This is a genomic window from Mycobacterium sp. SMC-15 (assembly GCF_045310925.1).
Classification (GTDB): Bacteria; Actinomycetota; Actinomycetes; order Mycobacteriales; family Mycobacteriaceae; genus Mycobacterium.
Genome location: NZ_JBJIAJ010000001.1, coordinates 518,874 through 540,349, shown reverse-complemented (window position 1 = coordinate 540,349; position 21,476 = coordinate 518,874). Strand labels below are relative to the sequence as shown.

General features: G+C 69.5%; 7 protein-coding genes. 4 read left to right on the top strand and 3 right to left on the bottom strand.

Annotated elements, in window-relative coordinates; genetic code table 11:
- Window positions 1-30 precede the first annotated feature (30 nt).
- The 4 genes from ACJH71_RS02550 to ACJH71_RS02535 all read left to right on the top strand — a co-directional run bounded on the left by ACJH71_RS02550 (window position 31) and on the right by ACJH71_RS02535 (window position 16,004).
- Entirely contained in the window at window positions 31-7,158 is a 7,128-nt protein-coding gene (locus ACJH71_RS02550; RefSeq protein ID WP_406756446.1) for an SDR family NAD(P)-dependent oxidoreductase, read from the top strand.
- A complete protein-coding gene (locus ACJH71_RS02545; protein WP_406756445.1) occupies window positions 7,155-12,566 on the top strand; it encodes an amino acid adenylation domain-containing protein in 5,412 nt (1,803 codons plus the stop codon). The genes ACJH71_RS02550 and ACJH71_RS02545 overlap by 4 nt, the downstream gene beginning before the upstream one ends.
- Before the next feature lie 5 nt (window positions 12,567-12,571).
- Window positions 12,572-13,561: an NAD-dependent epimerase/dehydratase family protein gene (locus ACJH71_RS02540; protein WP_406756444.1), complete on the top strand. Its 990-nt coding sequence runs from the start codon at window positions 12,572-12,574 to the stop codon at window positions 13,559-13,561.
- A gap of 223 nt (window positions 13,562-13,784) precedes the next feature.
- A complete protein-coding gene (locus ACJH71_RS02535; protein ID WP_406756443.1) occupies window positions 13,785-16,004 on the top strand; it encodes a PE family protein in 2,220 nt (739 codons plus the stop codon).
- 82 nt (window positions 16,005-16,086) lie between these two features.
- Here ACJH71_RS02535 and ACJH71_RS02530 read toward each other — a convergent pair whose 3' ends face one another.
- The 3 genes from ACJH71_RS02530 to ACJH71_RS02520 form a co-directional block, all read right to left on the bottom strand.
- Complete coding sequence (locus tag ACJH71_RS02530) at window positions 16,087-17,532, bottom strand: amidase family protein (protein WP_406756442.1); 1,446 nt, start codon at window positions 17,530-17,532, stop codon at window positions 16,087-16,089.
- A gap of 93 nt (window positions 17,533-17,625) precedes the next feature.
- Window positions 17,626-18,993 carry an FAD-binding oxidoreductase gene (locus ACJH71_RS02525; RefSeq protein WP_406756441.1) on the bottom strand — a complete coding sequence of 456 codons (1,368 nt, stop codon included), beginning with the start codon at window positions 18,991-18,993 and terminating at the stop codon, window positions 17,626-17,628.
- Between the two features lie 29 nt (window positions 18,994-19,022).
- A complete protein-coding gene (locus ACJH71_RS02520) occupies window positions 19,023-21,419 on the bottom strand; it encodes an FtsX-like permease family protein (RefSeq protein WP_406756440.1) in 2,397 nt (798 codons plus the stop codon).
- Window positions 21,420-21,476 lie beyond the last annotated feature (57 nt).

The following is a 21,476-nucleotide window of genomic DNA, read 5'->3' as shown; positions in this document are numbered from 1 at the left end:
ACTTCGTCAGTTACACGGGAGACGCGATCGATGAGCGGGCCGGACGACACGGCGCACACCTTGCGCACGCTGGTTGATCTGCTGACGCAGCGTGCGGCGCAGTACGGCGAGAACTTGGCTTTCACCTTCTCGCGTGACGGCGATGAGCACGAAATCAGCCAGGCGACCTACGGCGAGTTGGACCGGCGCGCCCGCCAGATCGCCGCTGACCTGCAGGGGCAGGGCGCGTCCGGGCAACGCGTGCTGGTGTTGTGTCCCCCGGGGCTGGACTTCATCGCCAGCTTCTTCGGCTGTCTGTACGCCGGAGCCATCGCGATCCCGGTGCATCCGCCGATGCGCGAACACCTGCTGCCGCGTGTCGAGTCGATCATCGCTGATGTCCAGCCCGGCTACGCGCTGACCACCAGCGAGATCGAACCCAAGATCAAGCCCGCGATCGACGGCCTACCCGGCGGGCAGGCACTGCGCTGGACCATCACCGACATCGACGCCACGAGCAGCGAGGCGGCCTGGGTGGCGCCGCAGATCGACGGCGACAGCATCGCAATGCTGCAGTACACCTCCGGGTCGACCAGCGCACCCAAGGGAGTCGTGCTAACCCACGGCAACCTGGTGCACAACATGGCGACCATCGCCGAGGCCTGGGGCGCGAATCCCAACATGCCGTACGTGACCGGCGTGTTCTGGCTGCCGCCGTACCACGACATGGGTCTGATCGGCGGATTGCTGGGCACGATGTACGTCGGCGGGCATTCGATCCTGATGCCGCCCACGGCGTTCATCAAACGCCCGATGCGGTGGCTGGAGGCCATCTCGCGGCATCGCGCCATGATCACCGCCGCGCCGAACTTCGCGTTCGACCTGTGCGTCGAGCTGAGCACTCCGCAGGAGCGCGCGGCGCTGGACCTGTCCAACTGGTCGGTAGCGTTGTGTGGTGCCGAACCGGTGCGCACCGCCACCCTGGACGGGTTCGCCGAGTTGTTCGCACCGGCCGGCTTCCGGCCCCAGTCGTTCTACCCCGTCTACGGACTGGCCGAGGGCACCCTGCTGGTGTCCGGCGGGTCGGACCTGCCGGTGCCGATGGTGCAGCACGTGGACCGGGTCGCGCTCGGCGACAACCGGGTGATCGATGTCGCCGCCGACGATCCGAACGTGGCGACCATGGTCGGCTGCGGCAAGCCACGCGGCGGCCAGCGGGTGATCATCGTCGACCCCGAGACCCGGTTGGAGTGCGCCGGCGACCAGGTCGGCGAGATCTGGGTGTCCGGCGGCAGCGTCGCGCACGGCTACTGGGGCGCCCCGGAACTGTCCGCGGAGACGTTCGCCGCGACGCTGGCCGACACCGGTGAGGGCCCGTTCCTGCGCACCGGCGACCTGGGATTCCTGCATTCCGGGGAATTGTTCGTCACCGGTCGTCGTAAAGACCTGATCATCATCCGGGGCACCAACCACTACCCCAACGACATCGAGCTGACCGTTCAGAACACCGACCCGGCGCTGCTGCGCGGCCGCGGTGCGGTGTTCTCGATCGCCCCGGAACCGGGTGCGGCCGAGCAACTGGTCGTGGTTCAGGAAGTGGACCCGAGCCGGCTGAGTGGCGAACAGGCCGACGAGGCCATGCAGGTCATCCGCACCGCGGTCACGCAGAACCATTCGGTCCGCACCCACGCCGTCGTGCTGGTCCAGCCGTTGCAGCTGCCCACCACCTCCAGCGGCAAGATCCAGCGCAGTGCGTGCAAACAGCAGTACCTCGACGGCGAACTGCCGGTGGTGGCCCAGTGGCCGTCGGCGGCCGCCACCGCGCAGCCGCAAGCCCAGGCCGAGCCGGCCCCGGTGGCGGAGCGAACCGAGTCGGGCGCCCACAGCGCGTCCGAGATCAGCGCCTGGCTCATCGAGCGACTGTCGCAAGACCTCGAGCTGCCGCTGGCCGAGATCGATCCGGCCAAGCCGTTCGCGTTCTACGGACTGGACTCCATCCACGCGGTCCGGCTCTCCAGCGCCCTCGAGACGTGGCTGGGCTTCGAACTGGCCCCCACCGTCGCCTACGAATACCCGTCGATCGACATCCTGTCGGCGCATCTGGCCCGGGTCGCTGCAAAGACGCCGGCGGCCCCGAGCGCCGGGGCTGCTGCCGAGCGCACCGAGCGGCCCGCCGCCGACGAGCCGATCGCGATCGTCGGTATCGGCTGCCGCTTCCCGGGCGCTGATGGGCCCGAGGGTTTCTGGCGGCTGCTCTCGGGCGGTGCGGACGCCACCAGTGACGTCCCGGCCGACCGGTGGGACGTCGACGCCTTCTACAACCCCGACCCGTCGGTTCCGGGTACCGCGGTCACCCGCCGCGGCGGCTTCCTGGGCCAGGTCGACCAGTTCGATTTCCAGTTCTTCGGGATCTCGCCGCGCGAGTCGGCCCAGATGGACCCGCAGCAGCGATTGCTGCTCGAGGTGGCGTGGGAGGCGCTGGAAGACGCCGGCCAGGTGCCAGACGAGCTGGCCGGCAGCCGCACCGGCGTCTTCGTCGGCATCTCCACCAATGACTACGGCTTCCTGCGGCTGGGTCAGCCGCAGCTCGTCGACGCCTACACCGGCACCGGCAACGCGCTGAGCATCGCCGCCAACCGGCTGTCGTACACGTTCGACTTCCACGGGCCGAGCATGTCGATCGACACCGCCTGCTCGTCGTCGCTGGTCGCCGTCGACTTGGCGTGCCGCAGCCTGCGTGACGGTGAATGCAACATGGCGCTGGCGGCCGGGGTGAACGTGATCCTGTCGCCGGCACTGGCGATCAACTTTTCCAAGGCTCGGGTGATGGCGCCCGACGGCCGTTGCAAGACGTTCGACGCCGACGCCGACGGCTATGTCCGCGGCGAGGGCGCCGGCGTGGTCGTGCTCAAGCCGCTCAGCAAGGCGCTGGAGGACAACGACCCGGTCTACGCGGTGATCCGCGGCAGTGCCACCAACTCCGACGGCCGGACCAACGGCCTGATCGCTCCCAGCGGGCGGGCGCAGGAGGGCGTGGTCGCCGAGTCGTTCCGCCGGGCGGGCCTGCCGGTTGGCGCGGTCCAGTACGTCGAGGCGCACGGCACCGGGACATCGATCGGCGATGCCATCGAGGCCAACGCCTTGGGCGCCGCACTGGCCGAAGGCCGACCGGAGGGCAGTCGCTGCCTGGTCGGCTCGGTCAAGACCAACATCGGCCACCTGGAGGCGGCGGCCGGTATCGCCGGCCTGATCAAGGTGGCGCTGTCGTTGCAGCACCGGGAGATCCCGGCCAGCCTGAACTACACCGAGCCCAACCCGCACATCGGATTCGACCGCCTGCCGCTGGAGGTGGTCCAGAAGCTGACCCCGTGGCCGTCAGGCAGCCGGGCGATCGCCGGGGTCAGCTCGTTCGGCTTCGGCGGCACCAACGCCCACGTCGTGCTCACCGAGGCCCCGCAGGCCCGCAGCAGCTACTACGACGACACCGCGGCACCGCGCGCCGAACTGCTGGCGCTGTCCGCACGATCGCCGGAGGCGCTGACCGCGTTGGTCGGCGAGTACGAGATGGCTTTGTTCTCGGGCGGTTTGATGGGCGGCGCCGCGCTGACCGACTTGTGCTACACCGCCGGTGCCCGCCGCGGCCACCACGACTACCGGCTCTCGGTGGTCGGTGACACCCCGGCGGCGATGTTCGAGTCGCTCTCGGCGTACCGGCAGGGCGAGTCACGGCCCGGATTGTCGGTGGGCCACTGTGTGCCGAGCCGGCCCGGCCCGGGTGTCACGTTCGTGTTCTCCGGCCAGGGCTCGCAGTGGCACGGAATGGCGCGACAACTGCAGGCCGACGAGCCGGTGTTCGCCGACGCCCTGGCCGCCTGCGACAACGCGCTGTTCCCGCATTTGGGGCACTCGATCCTCAAGGAACTGGCCGCGCAGGACGGTCCTGAGGAGCGTTCCAAGCTCAAAGACATCGGCATCCTGCAGCCGACGATCTTCGCCATTCAGGTGGCGCTGGCGGCGCTGTGGCGGTCTTGGGGTGTCGAGCCCGCCGCTGTCGTCGGGCACAGCCTCGGCGAGGCCGCGGCCGCCCACGTCGCGGGCGCGCTGAGTCTCGATGACGCCGCCCGGGTGATCTGCGCCCGCGCCCGGATGCTGCGTGGCGTACGTGGCCGCGGGGCGATGATGGTCACCGAGACCACGATGGCCGAAGCGCAGGAGCTCATCGCCGGCCACGAGCAGCAGGTGGCCGTCGCCGCGAGCAACAGCTACCGCTCGACGGTGCTCGCCGGCGAGCGCAAGGTGCTCGAAGCGCTGATGACCAAACTGCAGCAGCGGGACCGGTTCTGCCGCTGGATCGACGTCGACGTCGCCTCGCACAGCCCGCAGATGGAGGCCCTCGGCGCCGGCCTGCGCGGCAGCCTGGTGAAGCTGAAGCCGACCGTGCCGACGGTGCCGATGTATTCGACGGTCACCGGGGAACTGGTGGGCTCCAAGCTGCTGGACGCCGACTATTGGGTGGCGAACCTGTGCTCGCCGGTGCGGTTCTCGCCGGCGCTGCGGCGGCTGCTCGAGACCGGACACAACACCTTCGTCGAACTCAGCCCGCATCCCATCTTGCTGACCGGAGCCCGCGAGGACGCCGAGCATGTGCACCGCAGCGCCACCCTGCTGCCCTCGATGCGCCGCGATGACGGCGGCCGCTCCACCATGCTGGGCTCGCTGGGCACCCTCTACACCCTGGGGCACCGGGTGGCCTGGGAGCAGATCTACCCCCAAGGCAGCCGCTGCGTTCCGGCTCCGACCTATCCCTGGCAGCGGGTGCACTCCTGGCTCAACGCCGGATCGATCGCGGCGCCGCGGCGAGGCGGCGCCGGCGGCCACGGCGGTGGCTGGCGCGGACCGATCCGGTCGGCCGCGCAGCCTGCAACGGTGCTGGCCGAGATCGACGTGACCACTGCGGCGCTGTCGGCCGAGCAGTTGGCCGAGCTGGCTCTGGCCGCGGCCGAGGTCGCGTTCGGCCCCGGCACGCGGTCGGTCGCCGAGCTGAGCCTGCGTGACGGTCTGGACCAGGCACGCACCGTGCAGTTCGCCCTGACCGGCGACGCTTTCGACTGCTATGGCAGCGCCGGTGCCGACTGGTCGCTGCTGGCCACCGGAACCCTGTCTGCCGAGCAGTCGCACGCGCCGACCGTCATCACCGCGGCCGTGGACCCCCGGGACCGGAGCTACCGGATGCGCTGGCAGCCGGCCTCTTTGGCGACCGACAGCGAGGGCCGGCCCGCCGAGCCCGGCAGCTGGCTGATCCTGTCCGATGGCGCGGTCGCCGACACCTTGCGGGACCACCTCGAGGCGCAGTCGCAGTCCTGCGTGTTGGTGGAACCGGTCGTCGGGCTTGCCGAGATCGAGCGGGTGAGCGCCGACAGCTACCGGGTCGATCCAGCCCGTCCGGAACACTTCGCCGAGCTGCTGCGCGCAGCGTTCGGCGGCGACCGGCCGCACTGCCGCGGAGTGGTGCACCTGTGGAACCTGCTGGCCGCCGCGCCGGCTGACACCACCGAAGAGTCGCTGGCGACGGCCACCGACGTCGGATCGCTGAGCGTGGTCCACCTGATCCAGGCGCTGACCCTGGCCGGTTGGCCGGAATCGCCGAGGCTGTGGCTGGTGACGCGCGGGGCGCAGCCGGCCGGGGACGAAGCCGGCCTTGGGGCCCTGTCGGTCGGCCAGGCTCCGGTCTGGGGGCTCGGCCGTTCCCTCGATCACGAATACCCCGAGCTGCACGCCACCGGCGTCGACCTGGCGGCCGACGGCGGACCCGAAGAACTGCGCGGCCTGTTCAGCGAGATCTGGTCGGACAACCCCGAGACGGACGTGGCCCTGCGCGGCCATCGCCGCTATGTCGCCCGGCTGGAGCCCTACACGGCTCCGTCGGAGGCGGCGGGTGAGCTGCGCGGCAGTGACATCCACGACCAAGCCACTTACCTGGTCACCGGCGGCCTCGGGGCGGTCGGCGGCAAGGTGGCCGGCTGGCTGGTCGAGCGCGGTGCCCGCCACCTGGTCCTGATGGGTCGCAGCGCGCCCTCGGCCGCGGCGCAGGCGACGCTGGATCAGCTGCGAGCCGCCGGCGCGCAGGTGACCGTCGCACAAGGCGATGTCACCAAGTCCGCCGACGTTGCCGCGGCACTGGCCACCATCGCTGCGTCCATGCCGCCGCTGCGCGGCGTGGTGCACGCGGCCGGCACCGTTGACGACGCGATTCTGGCGCGCCTGGACGCGGCGAAGCTGCGTGCGGTGATGGCGCCCAAGGTGCAAGGTGCCTGGAACCTGCACACCCTGACCGCCGACGCGGAGCTGGACTTCTTCGTGCTGTTCTCCTCGGCGGCGTCGGTGCTGGGTTCGCCCGGCGCGGCCAACTACGGCGCCGCGAACGCTTTCCTGGACGCGCTGGCCTGGCATCGCCGGGCGGCGGGCCGGCCGGCGTTGAGCGTCAACTTCGGGCCCTGGGCCGGGTTGGGTATGTTCACCAACTCCGAGCTGCACCGGCACTTCTCGCACTACGGCGTTGAAGGGCTGCCGGCCGAGGACTACTTCGCGGCGCTGGCGGTGCTGATGGCCGATGGCGCGACCGAAGCGATGGTGCTCGACATCGACTGGGCGCGCTGGCGCCCGAGCGCACAGTCCCCGCTGTTGCGCGACCTGCAGGTCACGGCCACTGACGGCCAGGGCGGCGGGGCGTCGGGCAGCGGGCTGTTCGAGGCGGTGCAGGCTGCCGACGCCCAGGAGCGCCAGCGGCTGCTGGAGACCTATCTGCGTGACTTGGTTGCCGGCAAGCTGGGCCTGGCTCCGGCCAGCCTGGACGTGCACGCACCGCTGAGCAGCCTCGGTGTGGATTCGCTGATCACCCTGGAACTTCGCATCCAGGTCGAGCGCGAACTCGGTATCGTGGTTCCCGTTGCCCGGCTGCTGGACGGGCCGAGCGTGGTCAGTCTTTGCAGCTGGCTTGGTGAGCAGCTGGCCGCCGGGACGGACCGGGTTGTGGCTGACGACGGGGCGGCGGTGCCGGATGTCGCCAACGCGGCCCCCTCGCAGGAGATGGAGCTGTTGGCACAGGTCACCGAGCTGTCCGACGAAGCGGTGGATGCGCTGCTGGCGAAGATGATGGCCGAAGATGGGGGCAGCGCGTGACGGATCGTCCGGACGTGCCCACTGACATCTCCAGCCTGTCGCCGGAGAAAAAGCGTGAGCTTCTTGCCCAGCTACTGAGGGCCAAGGCGCAGGACGCGGCATCCGAACACGAGCTGTCCTACGGGCAGCGCTCGATGTGGTTCATGCACCGGCTCGCGCCCGACAGTGCGGCCTACACCGTCGCCTACGCCGGACGCATCGACGGGGGCCTGGATGTGCCGGCCCTGGAGCGGGCCGCGCAGGCGTTGGTGAACCGGCACCCGATGCTGCGAACCACCTACACCGAACGGGACGGCCAGCCCGTCGCGCTGGTCCACGCGCACTGGCCGCTGCGTATCGCCACGCAGCGCATCAGTGCGGACGCAGCGGAGCTCGATCAGTGGGTCCAGGCCGAGATCGACCGGCCCTTCGACCTGCGCACCGGCCCGGTGCTGCGGCTGACCCTGCTGGCGCGGCCCGACGACCACGTGCTGCTGCTGACGGTGCACCACATCGCCGTCGACTTCTGGTCCATCGACATCATCCTCGACGAGCTGCGTGCGCTCTACGCCGCCGAACACGGCGTTACCCCACCAGAAGAGACCGCCGACCGCTACGTCGACTACGCCGCGCAGCAGTCCCGGATGCTGGCCGGGCCCGAGGGTGAGCGGCTTTGGGAGTATTGGCAGCAGACGCTGGGCGGCGAACTGCCGACCCTGGCCCTGCCCACCGATCGGCCGCGGCCGGCGATCCAGACCTACGACGGTGCGCTGCACCGGTTCAGCGTCGACGCCCAGGTCACGGCCGGGATCAAGCAGGTGGCGCGGACCGTCGGGGCGACGCCCTACATGACCCTGCTGGCGGCCTATGCGGTGCTGCTGCAGCGCTACAGCGGGCAGGACGATCTGGTCATCGGTTCGCCGTTCGCCTGCCGCGATCGGGCCGGGCTGATGGGCATGGTCGGCTACGTCACCAACCCGCTGCCGCTGCGCGTCGATGTGGGTGACGATCCGAGCTTTGCCGCGCTGCTCGGTCAGGTCAAAGACACCGTGCTGGGCGCGATCGGCCACCAGGAATACCCGCTGCCCCTGCTCGTCGAGCGGCTGCGGCCGGTGCGTGACGCCGGGCGCACCCCGCTGTTCCAGGTGTCGTTCGCCTGGCAGCAGGTTCGTTTGTTCGACGAAAACACAGTCAATGCGGCCGAATCCGACGGCATCCTGCACCTGCAAACCCTCTACATCGGCCAGGGCGGCTCACCGTTCGACATCACCATGCAGGTCGGCGAGCAGGATGACGAGCTTCAGCTCGCCCTGCAGTACAACACCGACCTGTTCGATGCCACGACCATCGAGGCTCTTGCGCAGCACTTCACGTTGTTGCTGACCGGGCTGGCTCAGCCCGGGGCGGCTGAGGTTCCGGTCTCGCAACTGACCCTGCTCACCGACGCCGAGCGCGCCACGCTGGCGGCCTGGAACGACACCGCGGTCGACTACGCGGTTTCTTCGGCGGCCCCTGGGACCTTGCACGAGATGGTCGCCGCCAGCGCCGCGCGCACACCCGACGCCGTCGCGGTCAGCTACGACGGTCGCGACATCAGCTACGGCGAACTGGACCGGCGGGCCAACGGCCTGGCACACCGGTTGCGCCAGTTCGGTGTCGGTGCCGGCCCGGGACCCGCCGTGGTTCCGGTGCTGCTCGAGCGCTCCGAGGATCTGGTGATCGCGCTGCTCGGCGTCCTCAAGGCCGGCGGCGTGTTCCTGCCGCTGGATCCCGCGCAGCCCACCGGCCGGATGGAGGCGATGCTCGCCGACGTCCCCGAGGCCCCGGTCTGTGTCACCCATCGTGCGCATTTGAGCTGCGTTCCAACGGGTTTCACCGGTGCCCGACTGTGCCTGGACCAGCCCTCCACGGCTCCCGCCGAGGAAGCCACAGCCCCCGAGGCGGGCGCTACGTCAGCGGACCTGGCCTACCTGATGTACACCTCGGGTTCCACCGGGGCGCCGAAGGGCGCGCTGAACAGTCACGCCGGCATTCGCAACCGGCTGTTGTGGATGCAGGACGCCTACCAGCTGACCGCCGAAGACCGGGTGCTGCATAAGACCCCGATCAACTTCGACCCGTTCGTCTGGGAGATCTTCTGGCCGTTGACGGTCGGTGCCCGGGTGGTGATCGCCAAGCCCGAGGGGCACAAAGACGCCGCGTACCTGGCGCGCACCATTGTCGAACAGCGCGTCACCACAATGCATTTCGTTCCTTCGATGCTGCGCCGCTTCCTGGCAGAACCTCAGTCGGGCTCCTGTACCGGCCTGCGCAAGGTGTTCTGCAGTGGCGAAGCGCTCACCGCAGACCTGCGCGACAGCTTCTTCGCCGCGCTGCCTGCCGAGCTGTACAACCTGTACGGCCCGACCGAAGCCGCCATCGACGTCACCCATTTCCATTGTGAGCGTGGGACAACCGATCCGATCATCCCGATCGGACGGCCGATCGCCAACATCGCGATCCACTTGCTGGACGCGGCGGGCAACCCGGTTCCGGTCGGGGTGCCCGGGGAGCTGCACATCGGCGGCGTGGGTGTGGGCCGCGGCTACCTGAACCGGCCCGAGGCCACCGCGGCGGCGTTCCTCGACGACCCGTTCAGTTCCGTTCCAGGTGCCCTGCTGTACCGCACCGGCGACCTGGCCCGTTACCGACCCGACGGCAACATCGAATACCTGGGCCGCCGCGACGACCAGGTGAAGATCAACGGCTTCCGCATTGAGCTCGGTGAGGTGGAGGCCGCGCTGGCCCAGCACCCCGGTATCGCCGAGAACGCCGTCGTGGCACGCAAAGACGCGTCCGGCAACACCCAGTTGATCGCACATGTAGTGCCAGTTGCGGCAATGCCCGGCACGGCCGAGCTGCGTCGCTTCCTGCTGGACCTGGTGCCGGCGGCGATGATTCCCGCGGTGTTCCACGCAGGCGACCTGCTGCCGTTGTCGGCCAGCGGCAAGGTGGATCGGCGGGCGCTGCTCGCCCTGGACAAAGATCTGGACGCCGCGCCGGTGGAGTTCGTCGCGCCCCGCGACGAGACCGAACGGGCGCTCGCCGAGATCTGGCGTGAGGTGCTCGACGTGGACCGGGTCGGCGTCACTGACGACTTCTTCGCCCTCGGTGGTGCCTCCACCCAGGCGCTGGAAGTAGCGGTGCGCGTGGGGGAGCTCGGCCTGGAACTGCGGCCGGAGTCGTTGTTCGTCTACGGCACCGTCGCGGAATTGGCCGCCGAGTTCGGCCCGATCGGCGGGGCGGCCAAGACCGAGCCGGCAGCAGCCAAGGCTGCGGCGCAGCCCGAACCGGCGGTGGTCGCGCCTCAAGCAGCTCCAGTGCCCAAGGCTGCCCCGGCCCCGGTGATCAAACCCGTGCAGAACGGTCCGGCGCGCAACATCGTGATCGAGAGCCTTGGCGTGTACCTGCCGCCGCGGGCGGTGTCGACCGAGCAGGTGCTGGCCGACTGCGTCAACGAGGTGAAGATCCCGCTGGAGCGGCTCACCGGCATCAAGAACCGACGGATGGCCGGCCAAGACGAGTTCTCGATCGACTTGGGCCGCAAGGCGATCACCGACTGCCTGTCGCGGTCGAGCTACGCCCCCGAAGAGATCGACCTGGTGATCGCGTGCAACATCTCGCGCTGCGACGGCCCGGAACACATGTTCACCTTCGAGCCGAGCACCGCCTCGCAGTTCCGTGATCAGCTGGGGCTGACGGGCGCCGTCTGCTTCGACATCAACAACGCCTGCGCGGGCATGTTCACCGGCGTCAGCGTGGCCCAGGACTTCCTCAAGACCGGCCTGGTGCGCAACGCGCTGGTGGTCAGTGGCGAATACATCAGCCACATCACCGAAACCGCGCAGCAGGAGATCGAAAGTGCGATGGACCCGCGGCTGGCCTGCCTGACCGTCGGTGACGCCGGCGCGGCGGTAGTGCTCGAGCTCGGACCCAACGACCGGGTCGGCTTCCACGACCTGGATCTGGCCACGTTCAGCGAATTCGCCAAGCTGTGCATCGCCAAGGCCACCGAAGGTCCGCACGGCGGCGCCATCATGGTCACCGACTCGGTCACCCAGACCGCGATCGCGGTGAAGCACTCGGTTCCCTATGTGGCAGCGGTCATGCAGCGGCACGGATGGCGGCCCGAGACGGCCGATCAGCTGCTGATGCACCAGACCTCCGAGGCGTCGATCAACGACGCCATCTTGACCATCAACCGGGTCTTCGGTGCCGGTGCCGCAAGCCGGGCCAACACCATCTGCAACCTCGCCGAGCGCGGGAACACCGCCACCACAACGCATTTCGTCGCGCTGTATGACTACATCAACGCGGGCCGGATCAATTCCGGCGACAACGTGGTGTTGTCCATCACCGGCTCCGGGCAGACCATCGGGACCGGTCTCTACACGTTCGACGATCTGCCTGATCGGATGCGCCGGGCCGCGGGCGGCCAGGCCGGCCACGGCACGCGCGGCGGCCGCTCCGGCGGGGCCCGCCGGGAACTGCCGGCGACGCCGCGGGTGCGCATCGAGGGCATCGGCATTGCCTCCGAGGGGCAGGCACCGCCCAGCTCCATCCAGTTCGCCGTCGACGCCGCCACCGCCTGCCTGGCCGACAGTGGAGTCGAGCGGACCGACGTCGGGCTGGTGATTCACGCCGGCATCTACCGCGACGATTTCCTGAGCGAGCCGGCGGTCGCCACCCTGGTGGCCGGCGAGGTCGGGATCAACGCCGAGCCGGAGTCCGCGGACGCCCCCAAGACCTTCGCGTTCGACGTTCTCAACGGGGCGGTCGGTTTCCTCAACGGCTGCCATGTCGCGGCCGGCATGATCGGTGCCGGACGGACCGGACATGCCATGGTGCTGGCCTCCGAAGTGGAGAACAACACCCCGGAGAGCGGCTACCCGCGCAACGGCATCTCCGAGACCGGATCGGCGATCATGCTGAGCCCCAGCCATGGGCCAGAAGGCTTCGGCCGGTTCGTCTTCGGTCACCACCCGGAGTACCGGGGCGCGCTGGCCACCTACACCCAGGAGCGCGACGGCCGGATGTGGCTGCGGATCGACCGCGACCCGAACCTGGCCGCGATCTACGTGAGCTGCTTGCCGTCATCGGTCAAGGAATTGCTGACGCTGGAGCAGCTGGCGCCCGAGGACATCGCGCTGGTGTTCCCGCCGTACCTGCCCGGTGCGGCCCTCGATGAGCTGGCCGCGCACATCGGTGTGGACCGCTCGCGGTTCGTCGACCTCGAGGCACAGGGCCAGACCAGTGACCCGTTCACCTCGACGCTGCCCTACCAGATCGCCGACGCCCGCCGGCACGGCCTGGTCAAACCGGGCGACGTCGCGCTGATCATGGCGGTCGGCTCGGGTGTCGAGGTCGGTTGCACGACCTACCGGTTCTGATCGGCATGCGCGCATTCGTCACCGGGGGAACCGGATTCGTCGGCTCGAATCTGGTCGCCGCACTGCTCGAGCGAGGAATGCAGGTGCGGGTCCTGCGCCGCTCGACCTCGCCGATGGCCGCACTGGAGGGTTTGGACTGCGAGACCCGGATCGGCGATGTCAACGACGGCGTCGACGCACTGGCCGAAGCAATGGCCGACTGCGACTGGGTGTTTCACACCGCGGCGATCTCGGACTACTGGCGCTACCGGACTCAGACCCGGCTCTACCGCACCAACGTCGACGGTACCCGTGATATGGCCGCCGCCGCTGCGCGTGCTGGGGTCAAGCGGTTCGTCTACACCAGCTCGCTTGCTGCCCTGGGTGTTCCAGAGCGTGGACATGAGTTGGTCGAGACCGATGAGTTCAACATCCGGCCTCGTCAGTTCCCCTACGCACACAGCAAGCACCTCGCCGAGGCTGAACTGCGCAAGGCCGCCGCGGACGGTCTGCCGGTTGTGATCGTCAACCCGTCGGCGGTCATCGGGCCTCGCGACGTCAACCGCATTGCCAGCGCGATGCTGGTCGAAGCCAAGCAGGGCCGGCTGTGGTTCGCCGCCCCCGGCGGCACCAACTTCGTCTCGGTCGATGACGTGGTGGCGGGACATATTGCTGCCGCCGAACGCGGCCGGATCGGGGAGCGCTACATCCTCGGTGGTGAAAACCTGCTGTTCCGTGAAGCGTTCACGGCTGCGTGTGCGCTCTTCGGGCGTCCCGGCCCCTCTGTCATGTTGCCGCGCTGGTTCATTCCGGTGGCCGCAGCGGGGGTGAGCGTGGCACGCGCCGTGGTGGGACCGCGGCTGCCGATCGATGCCCGCCAGATGCGGCTCTCGACCGCCGAGATCTTCGCCGATGCCAGCAAGTCCCGTGAGGAGCTGGGCGTGCCGTTCACCCCGTTCCGTACCGCGCTGCGTGCCGGCTACGAGTGGTATCGCGACAACGGCTACCTGGATTAGTCGACTGTCCTCGCCGAAGTTTGCTGAACCGGCGTTCACTTAATTTCCTCAAATCGGGTGGGCGCGTTGGCAACTCGGCCTCGTCAGAAATCGGGCGAAAAATCGCCGAATGCGGATATCGGTGCATGACCGCAGTGCTAGCCTCCGTCTTGCTCAATTCTAAGTTGTGGCTCAGACGGGCGTTTGGATGTTCGGTGTGCCGTATCTCAGCTAAGGAGGCCGTGTGTCGGAGCGTCACCGCAACGGGGGAGTGCGTCCAGGTCGTGGCCATCGGGTGGTGGGCGCCGCGGCGTCGGTGGGGGCGTTTCTGGCGTTCGGGATGACGCCGGTGGTGGTGACTCCCGCGCAGGCGGACTTCGATCTGTGGGATCCGTTGTCCTGGTTCGGTGTGGATACCGGTGACGCGGGATTGTCTTTTGGCCAGGAAACCGACGGCATGTCCGAGCTGCTGGCGGTGGGCAGCGCCGAGGCGGGCAACTGGTTGACGTCGGCCTGGACGACGTTCGATGAGCAGCTTTACAGCGCCATCTACGACCCGGTCCAGGCAATCATCGACAACCAGTCCAACTCCTGGTGGCTGGATCCGTTGAACGGTCTGTTCGCCCTTGGTGACTCGTGCGGCATCGCGTGCAATGGTGCCGACGCCTATATCGACACCGACAGCGGCGATTTGGTCGGGGCGCAGGACGGCGGCTGGCTGTTCGGCAACGGCGGCAACGGCATTGACGGATCCGACGGTGGCGCGGCCGGGATCTTCGGCGACGGCGGCGCCGGCGGGGCCGGCAGCACCGCAATCATCGGCGGCGAGGCGGGTAGCGGCAACGGTGGTGATGGGGGCATCGGCGGATTGCTGATGGGCCACGGCGGTGCCGGCGGCGCCGGTGCGGCCGCCCGGGTCGATACCGAAGGCACCGTGTTCGCCGCGGGTGCCGGTGGCAACGGCGGCGATGCACGGACCTGGTTCGGGATCGGCAACGGTGGCAACGGCGGTGCCGGTGGTCAGGGTCTTGATGCCACCGGCGATCAGCTGGCCACCCTCGGCGGCAACGGCGGGAACGGCGGCAATGCCGGCGTTCACACCGGCAACGGTGGCAACGGCGGTGCCGGTGGCAACGGTGGCGTGGGCTTGACTGGATCCGAGGGCACCGGTGAAACCGGATCTGCCGGTGCCGGCGGCGGCAACGGCGGTGCCGGTGGCCGTGGGGCATTCCTGATCGGCAACGGCGGCAGCGGTGGAGCCGGTGGGGTCGGCGGCGACGGGGGGTCGGGCGGGGCTGGCGCTGCGGGTGCGGCAGGCAGCTACGCCGATGACGGCAACGGCACCGGCGGCGCCGGCGGTCATGGCGGCTCCGGCGGGAACGGCGGGGCCGGCGGACGGGGCGGCGACGCTGGTCTGGCGCAGAACTTCTGGAGCGGTGTCAACGGAGTCGGTGGAGTCGGCGGCAACGGCGGCGCGGCGGGTTCAGCCGCCGACGGCGGCCGCGGTGGCGACGGCGCGTGGGGCAGCACTGGGCCCGCCGACCTTGGTGAGCGGGTCGGCGGAGACGGGGGCAACGGGGGCAACGGCGGCGAGAACGGCACGGCGGGCGCTGGTGGTCTTGGCGGCAGCAACCGCGACGGGACGAATGCGGCCGGCGGCGACGCCGGGCAGTCCGCCGGCCCGGCCGGAAACGGCGGCTACGGCGGTACCGGCGGTTACGGCGCGGCCGGGCCTGCCGACGGGTATGCCGGCGGCAACGGTGGTCGGGGCGGCGACGCCGGAAGTTCCGGGTTGTATGGCGGCGGCGGCGGTCACGGCGGCGGCGGTGGCTCGGGCTACAAGGGCATCGGCGGCGACGGCGGAAATGCCGGGGACGGTGGCGACGCCGTGAATGGGACCGGCGGCATCGGCGGATCCGGTGGCGGTGGCGGGCCGTCGGCCTGGGGCGTGCCTGGCGGCGCAGGCGGCAACGGTGGCAACGGCGGCGACGGTTTGTACGGCGGCGGCGGCGGCCCCGGCAACGGTGCCAATGGCAATGGCGGCGCCGGAGGGACCGGCGGGTCCGGCGGTAGCGGCTCCAGCGGCAACGGTGGCGGCGCGGGCGGTAACGGCGGTAACGGCGGTGCCTTCTCCAACGAGGCGGGAGGCGCTCCCGGCGGAATTGGTGGCATCGGCGGCTCAGGTTCGTCCAATGGTGCCGGCGGTGCCGGGGGTGACGGTGGAGACGGCGGTGCCGGCACCACCGAGTCGGGTGGCATCGGTGGTCGAGGCGGCAACGGCGGCACCGTCGGACCGAACGGTGACGGCCGCGGCGGCGACGGTGGCACCGGCGGTAATCAAGGGCCGGATGGTTACGGCGAGGGCGGCAACGGCGGCGCCGGCGGCAGCGATGGCACGCGCGGTGGCAACGGCGGTCCGGGCGGTGCGGATGGCGCTCACGGAACGGCAGGCAAGCCCGGGTAACGGGCTTACAACTAGCCGTGCTGCGGAACAGGTTGCAGCGCACATCTTTCCGCCTAACGAGGCGGCGCCGGACCTCTGGCGGCTAGCCGACCTGTGATAGCAGTGCTTCGGTCGGCGGGCGGCGCTGAATCCACGGCTGCACCGACTCGATCTGCGCCGCCAGCGAGACCAGGGTGGCTTCGTCGTTGGCCCGCGCCACCAGGTGTACCGCCTCGGGCACGCCGTCGGCGGCGATCCCGGTCGGGACTGAGATGGCCGGCTGACCGCTGTAGCACTGGGGGAAGGTGAACGGGATGAACTTGAGCATCTTCAGCATCGCCCGGGTCGGCCCGAGTCCCTCGAAGTAGCCCACCCGTACCGGCGGAATGGCCAGCACCGGGGTCATCAGGATGTCGAAGTCGGCGATCCTGCGCTGCGAACGTGCGGTGATCCGCGGCTCGGCGGCGACGGCCCGGCTCGCCAGCCAATCCGGGACCAGCCGGCTGGTTCGGGCCTCGGCCTGCATACGCCGTTCCAGCAGTTCGGTTTTCGGGAGCCGCTCAATCTCGTGGGCGAATCCGTTCATGAACAGCGCGAGCACCGCGGCGATGCCCATCACCGGATAGACCGGGTTTCGCTCGACCACCTCGTGACCCATCGAGCGCAGCAACTCGGCGGTCTCCAGCACCGGGCGGCGCACCTCATCGCTGACGTGCACCGGCACAACGGGCTTGAACGACATGGCGATCCGCAGCCGCCTCGGATGCGCCAGCAGTGCCTCCATCAGTGGAGGTGCCGGCGGGGGCGAGGGAATCTCGTCGTCGGGTTCGGGCCCGGTCATCGCGTCGTGCAAAAGCGCCGCATCGATGACGCTGCGAGCCAACGGCCCGATGTGGTTGAGCCCGTGGAACCGATAGGCCCGTTCCGGCGACTCCTTGGTGCTGATCCGCCCGCGCTGACCCTTCAGCCCGACCAGCCCGCAGCAGGCGGCCGGAATGCGGACCGAGCCGCCGCTGTCGCTGCCGGTGGCACCGGGCACCATTGCGGCGGCGACGGCAGCGGCCGAGCCGCCGCTGGAGCCGCCCGGGGTTCGGTAGAGATCCCACGGGTTGCGGGTCACGCCCCAGGTCGCCGATTCGCTCACCGGGTAGGCGCCGAACTCCGAGAGATGGGTCTTGCCGATGATCACCGCACCGGCAGCCCGTAGCCGCCGCACGGCGGCGCTGTCGGCGCTGGCGGGGCCGGCGTCAATTCCGGTGCCACACATCGAGGAAACACCGGCCACGTCGGTGTCGTCCTTGACCGCGATCGGTACACCGGCCAACGGCAGTGCTTCTCCGGCGGCCAGTCGCCGTTCGACATGTGCCGCCTCGGCCATCGCCCGGTCGCCCATCACGGTGCGAAAGACGTTCAAAACCGGGTCAAGGCGGGCGATCCGATCCAGATACAGGGTCACCAGTTCGCGCGGCGACACCTCACGCGCGCGCACCAACTGCGCCAAACGCGCGACGCCGGCGAAGGCCAACTCATCATCGTGCGCGGCAGACATCATTGCGTCCTTTCCCCCGCGGACAACAATACCCACCGTGCGTTGGCGTAAAAGTGTGTCGGCGTTGGCGACACACTGAGAACTGCAGAGCGCTTAGCTCCCCGTCGCAGGCTCGATGTTGTGGTTGAGGGTGAATCGGTTGCCCGGATCCAGGCGTGCCTTGAGGTCGGCGAGACGTTGGTATCCGGCGTCACCGAATGTCGCGCGGATGCGGTCTTGTCCTTCGTCGCCGACGAAGTTCAGGTAGGCGCTGTCCGGGCCCAGTGGCCGCAGTATCTCGAAGGCCTGCCGGGCCCACGCCGTGCAGCGTGCGCTCTCGGCGGGGTCGGTCCACGTCGCCATCAAATGGATGATGTACGGGTGTTCGCGGGCGACGATGGCCGTCGACTCCGCGGGAACCCGGCTGGCGTACCCGCCGAGCCGGATCAGGTGCAGCCGGGTCTGCGCCGAGGGCCGTGACCGCCCCAGCAGGGCGATGCGCCGGATCGCCTCGTCGGTGAGTTCGGTGACGAACAGCGATTTCCAGTAGTTCAGCCAGCCGTACGGCGCCGTGTAGTCCAGGGCCTGCTGCCAGGTCGAGTAGTCCAGGTTGTGCTGCACCGCCACCACCGGCTTGGCCGCCACGCCGCGAACGTTGAGCAGCGCGCTGACGTCGTCGCTGCCGATCGCATCGGTGCGCGTCGAACAGGCCAGCACGTTGACCAGCGACTGGCCCGTGGTGAAGTCGGAAGAGAAGTCCAGGATGGACGCCAGGTGATCCGGTGCGTTGTCCATCTGGGCGCGGAAGTGCCGCAGGGCTGCCTCGGCGTCGACGTCGGGGTAGGACTGCACGCCGGCCACCACCCCGGAGATCGGGTGCAGGCGCAGCACGAACTGGGCCACCACGCCGAAGTTGCCGCCCCCGCCGCGCAGGCCCCACAGCACGTCGGCGTTCTCGGTCTCGCTGACCGTCAGCACCTCACCGGACGCGGTCACCAGCGTTGCGCCGATCAGGTTGTCGCAGGTCATGCCGTGGGCGCGGGAGAGCCACCCGATGCCGCCGCCGAGCGAGAACCCGCCGACGCCGGTCGTTGAGACCACCCCGCCCGGGCAGGCCAGGCCGTGCTTGCTGGTGACCGGGTCAACATCGCCCCAGGTGGCGCCGGCGTCGACGTAGGCGATCCGCGCCTGCGCGTCGACCCGCACCCCGCGCATCTGCGTCAGGTCGATGACGATGCCGCCCTCGGTGGCCGAGTGGCCGGCGACGCTGTGGCCGCCGCTGCGCACCGCGATCTGGGCGCCGGAGTCCACGGCATAGCGCACAGCGGCGACGATGTCGTCCTGCGAGCGGCACTGCAGGACCACCCGCGGCCGCTTGTCGATCAGGCCGTTGAAGACCTGGCGCACCTCGTCGTAGCGGGCATCGCCCGGGGAGACGGCGTCGCCGGTAAAGCCCGGAACGGTGGGGGTGGTGGCTGTCATCGCATCCTTAACGGGTCAGCGCGGCGAGCTCACTCGTCACGCAGTTCGGTCGCCGGAGTGGACCGAGTGCTCTTCCAGGCGGGAATGATGGCCGCGAAAACCGCGGCGACGGTGGCCAGTACGGCGTAGACCACCGCGTCGGTCCAGGGGAACACCAGCGGGGTGATCAGGCCGACGTTGACGACGGCTGCCCGCCGCACGGCCTCGGAGATGGCGATCGAGAGCACCGCGCCGAACAGTCCGCCGGCGGCGCCGGCGACGACCGCCTCGATGGTGGTGATGCTGAACACCCGGACCCGGGTGGCCCCCAGCGCCTGGATCAGGGCCACCTCGCGCCTGCGGCGGATACCGACCAGCAGCAGCGTCGACAGCACCGAGATGAAGGCGATCGCGAGCAGGCCGTACTTCAGGGTGTTCAGCGGCGTGAGATAACGGCCGATGGAGGTCGCGATGTCAGCGGCATAACCGTCGGTGTCCACCGCGGTCACCGGCTGGTCGAACTGCGCTGCCTTGATGTTCTCGATGACCTGACCGGCGGTGAAGCCGGACTCGGGGGTGGCGAAGATCAGGCCGGCGGGCTGGGGGCCGTAGATCTGCTCGGCGACCGCGTAGGGCATGTAGATCCGACGGCCGCCGTATTCGGGCGTGGCGACAATGGTGCCGATGCTCATCGCCTGCGCGTCGAGTCCACTTCCAAATACAAGAGTGTCACCGATGTGGAGATTCTTCTCGCGCGCCAGGACGCTGCCGATGACGACCTGATTGGCTTTCTGGCTTGCCTCCGGGGATTGCCCCGCGAGTAATCCGAACGGAAATGTCGGCCGGTCCTGCGCCTGAATATGCGCTAACGACCCGTCTTTGAGGCTGATCTCGATTTCAGCCATCCGCTCGGTCTTTTCCACCCCGGCCACCGAGTTCAGTTTGTTGACCGTCTGCGGGGCGAATCGGGCATCAATGGGTCCGTAATCGGCGAACTGCGTCGTGGTGATGGCAATGCGGCCGTCCGCCTGGGATTCGGCGACCTTGGTGGCGCCGATGTGGATCGCCACCAGGAATCCGGACAGCAGGATGGCGACCACGACGGGCACCGCGATGGCGCCCGAGATGGCGGCGGTGCGTGACCGGTCCGAGCGCAGCGCGTTGAGCGCGATGGTCAGCGTCGCCCCGCTCGACTTGTCCGGCCGCGGGCGCAGGCTGGTGATCGCCTGCGCGCTGAGGTATGCCGTGGCCAGCAGGAGGCCGATGAGGGCGACGACCGCCCCGGCGTCGGCGATGATGGCCTGCCAGGCGACCAGCGCGCCGGACAGCGTGGCCAGCCGTGCCGCGACCACCCCGGTCAGTCCGATCGCCAGCAGCAGCAGGGCCCTGAACCAGATCTTGCGCTGGGTGGTCTGTTCCTGCGCCGCTCGACCCGACAGCTCGGCCGCGATGGGCGTGTTGGATGCCGAGAGGGCGGGGCCGATCGCGGCCCCCACCGCCAGCACGATGCCGGCGAGGATGCCGACCACCAGGATCGCCGGCTTGAGGATCACCGGGACGGTGACACCGACGAAGCGTTCGGTCAGCTCGCTGGCGCTGGCCACGATGGGTTCGGAGATCACGATGCCGGTCAGCACACCCATCGCCGAGCCCACCGCACCCAACAGCGCGGCCTCGCTGAGGAATCCGGTCATGATCGACGCGGGCGAGGCTCCCAATGCGGAGGCGATCGCGATCTCGCGTCGACGCTCCTCCACCGAAAGTCGGGTGATCTGGGTGATCAGGATGACCCCGACACCGATCGAGATCAGGGCGAAGATGCCCAGCAGGGGCAGCAGCACGTCGTTGACGTTGTAGCCCTTCGCCGGCTCGCTGCGGGGCTGCACGCTGTAGGTGGGACCGAGCGTGGTCTTCAGCCGCTGCTGGACCTCATTGGCGTCGGCGCCCGGGTCCAGCGTCACGTACAGCATGTCCACCCGGTCGCCGCGGGCGAACTGCACTTTCGCCATGCTCAGCGGCAGCACAGCGACCAGGCCGTTGTTGACGTCGTCGAGGTCAGCCACCCGCTGGAACTTCTCCACCGACAGCTGCCCGACATCGGTGACCAGGGTCGCCGAGGAGTCCAGGGAGTCACCCAGCGACTTCGAGGTCGCCGGTGGGGGTTCGGCCTGCCCGGCCTGGCAGACCTTCGGGTCGACGATCCACTGTGCGGAACAGTCCACGCCCAGACCCAGCGCGAAGCTCTCCTTGCCGTCGTTGTGGATCATGGTCACCCCGCGGATGACCGGCACCACGGCTGCCACCCCGGGCACCGCCCGGGAGTCGTCGACGACGGCGGGACTGATGCCGCCGCGAGTGGCCGCCCCGACCACGCGTAGTGGTGCGGGACCGGCGATCTGGTAGCCGACGTCTTCGACGGCTTTGGAGACGCTGGTGACCTCGATCATGACGGCTACGACGACTGCGACACCGCCGCCGAGCGAGAATGCTGCCAGTGCGGCCCG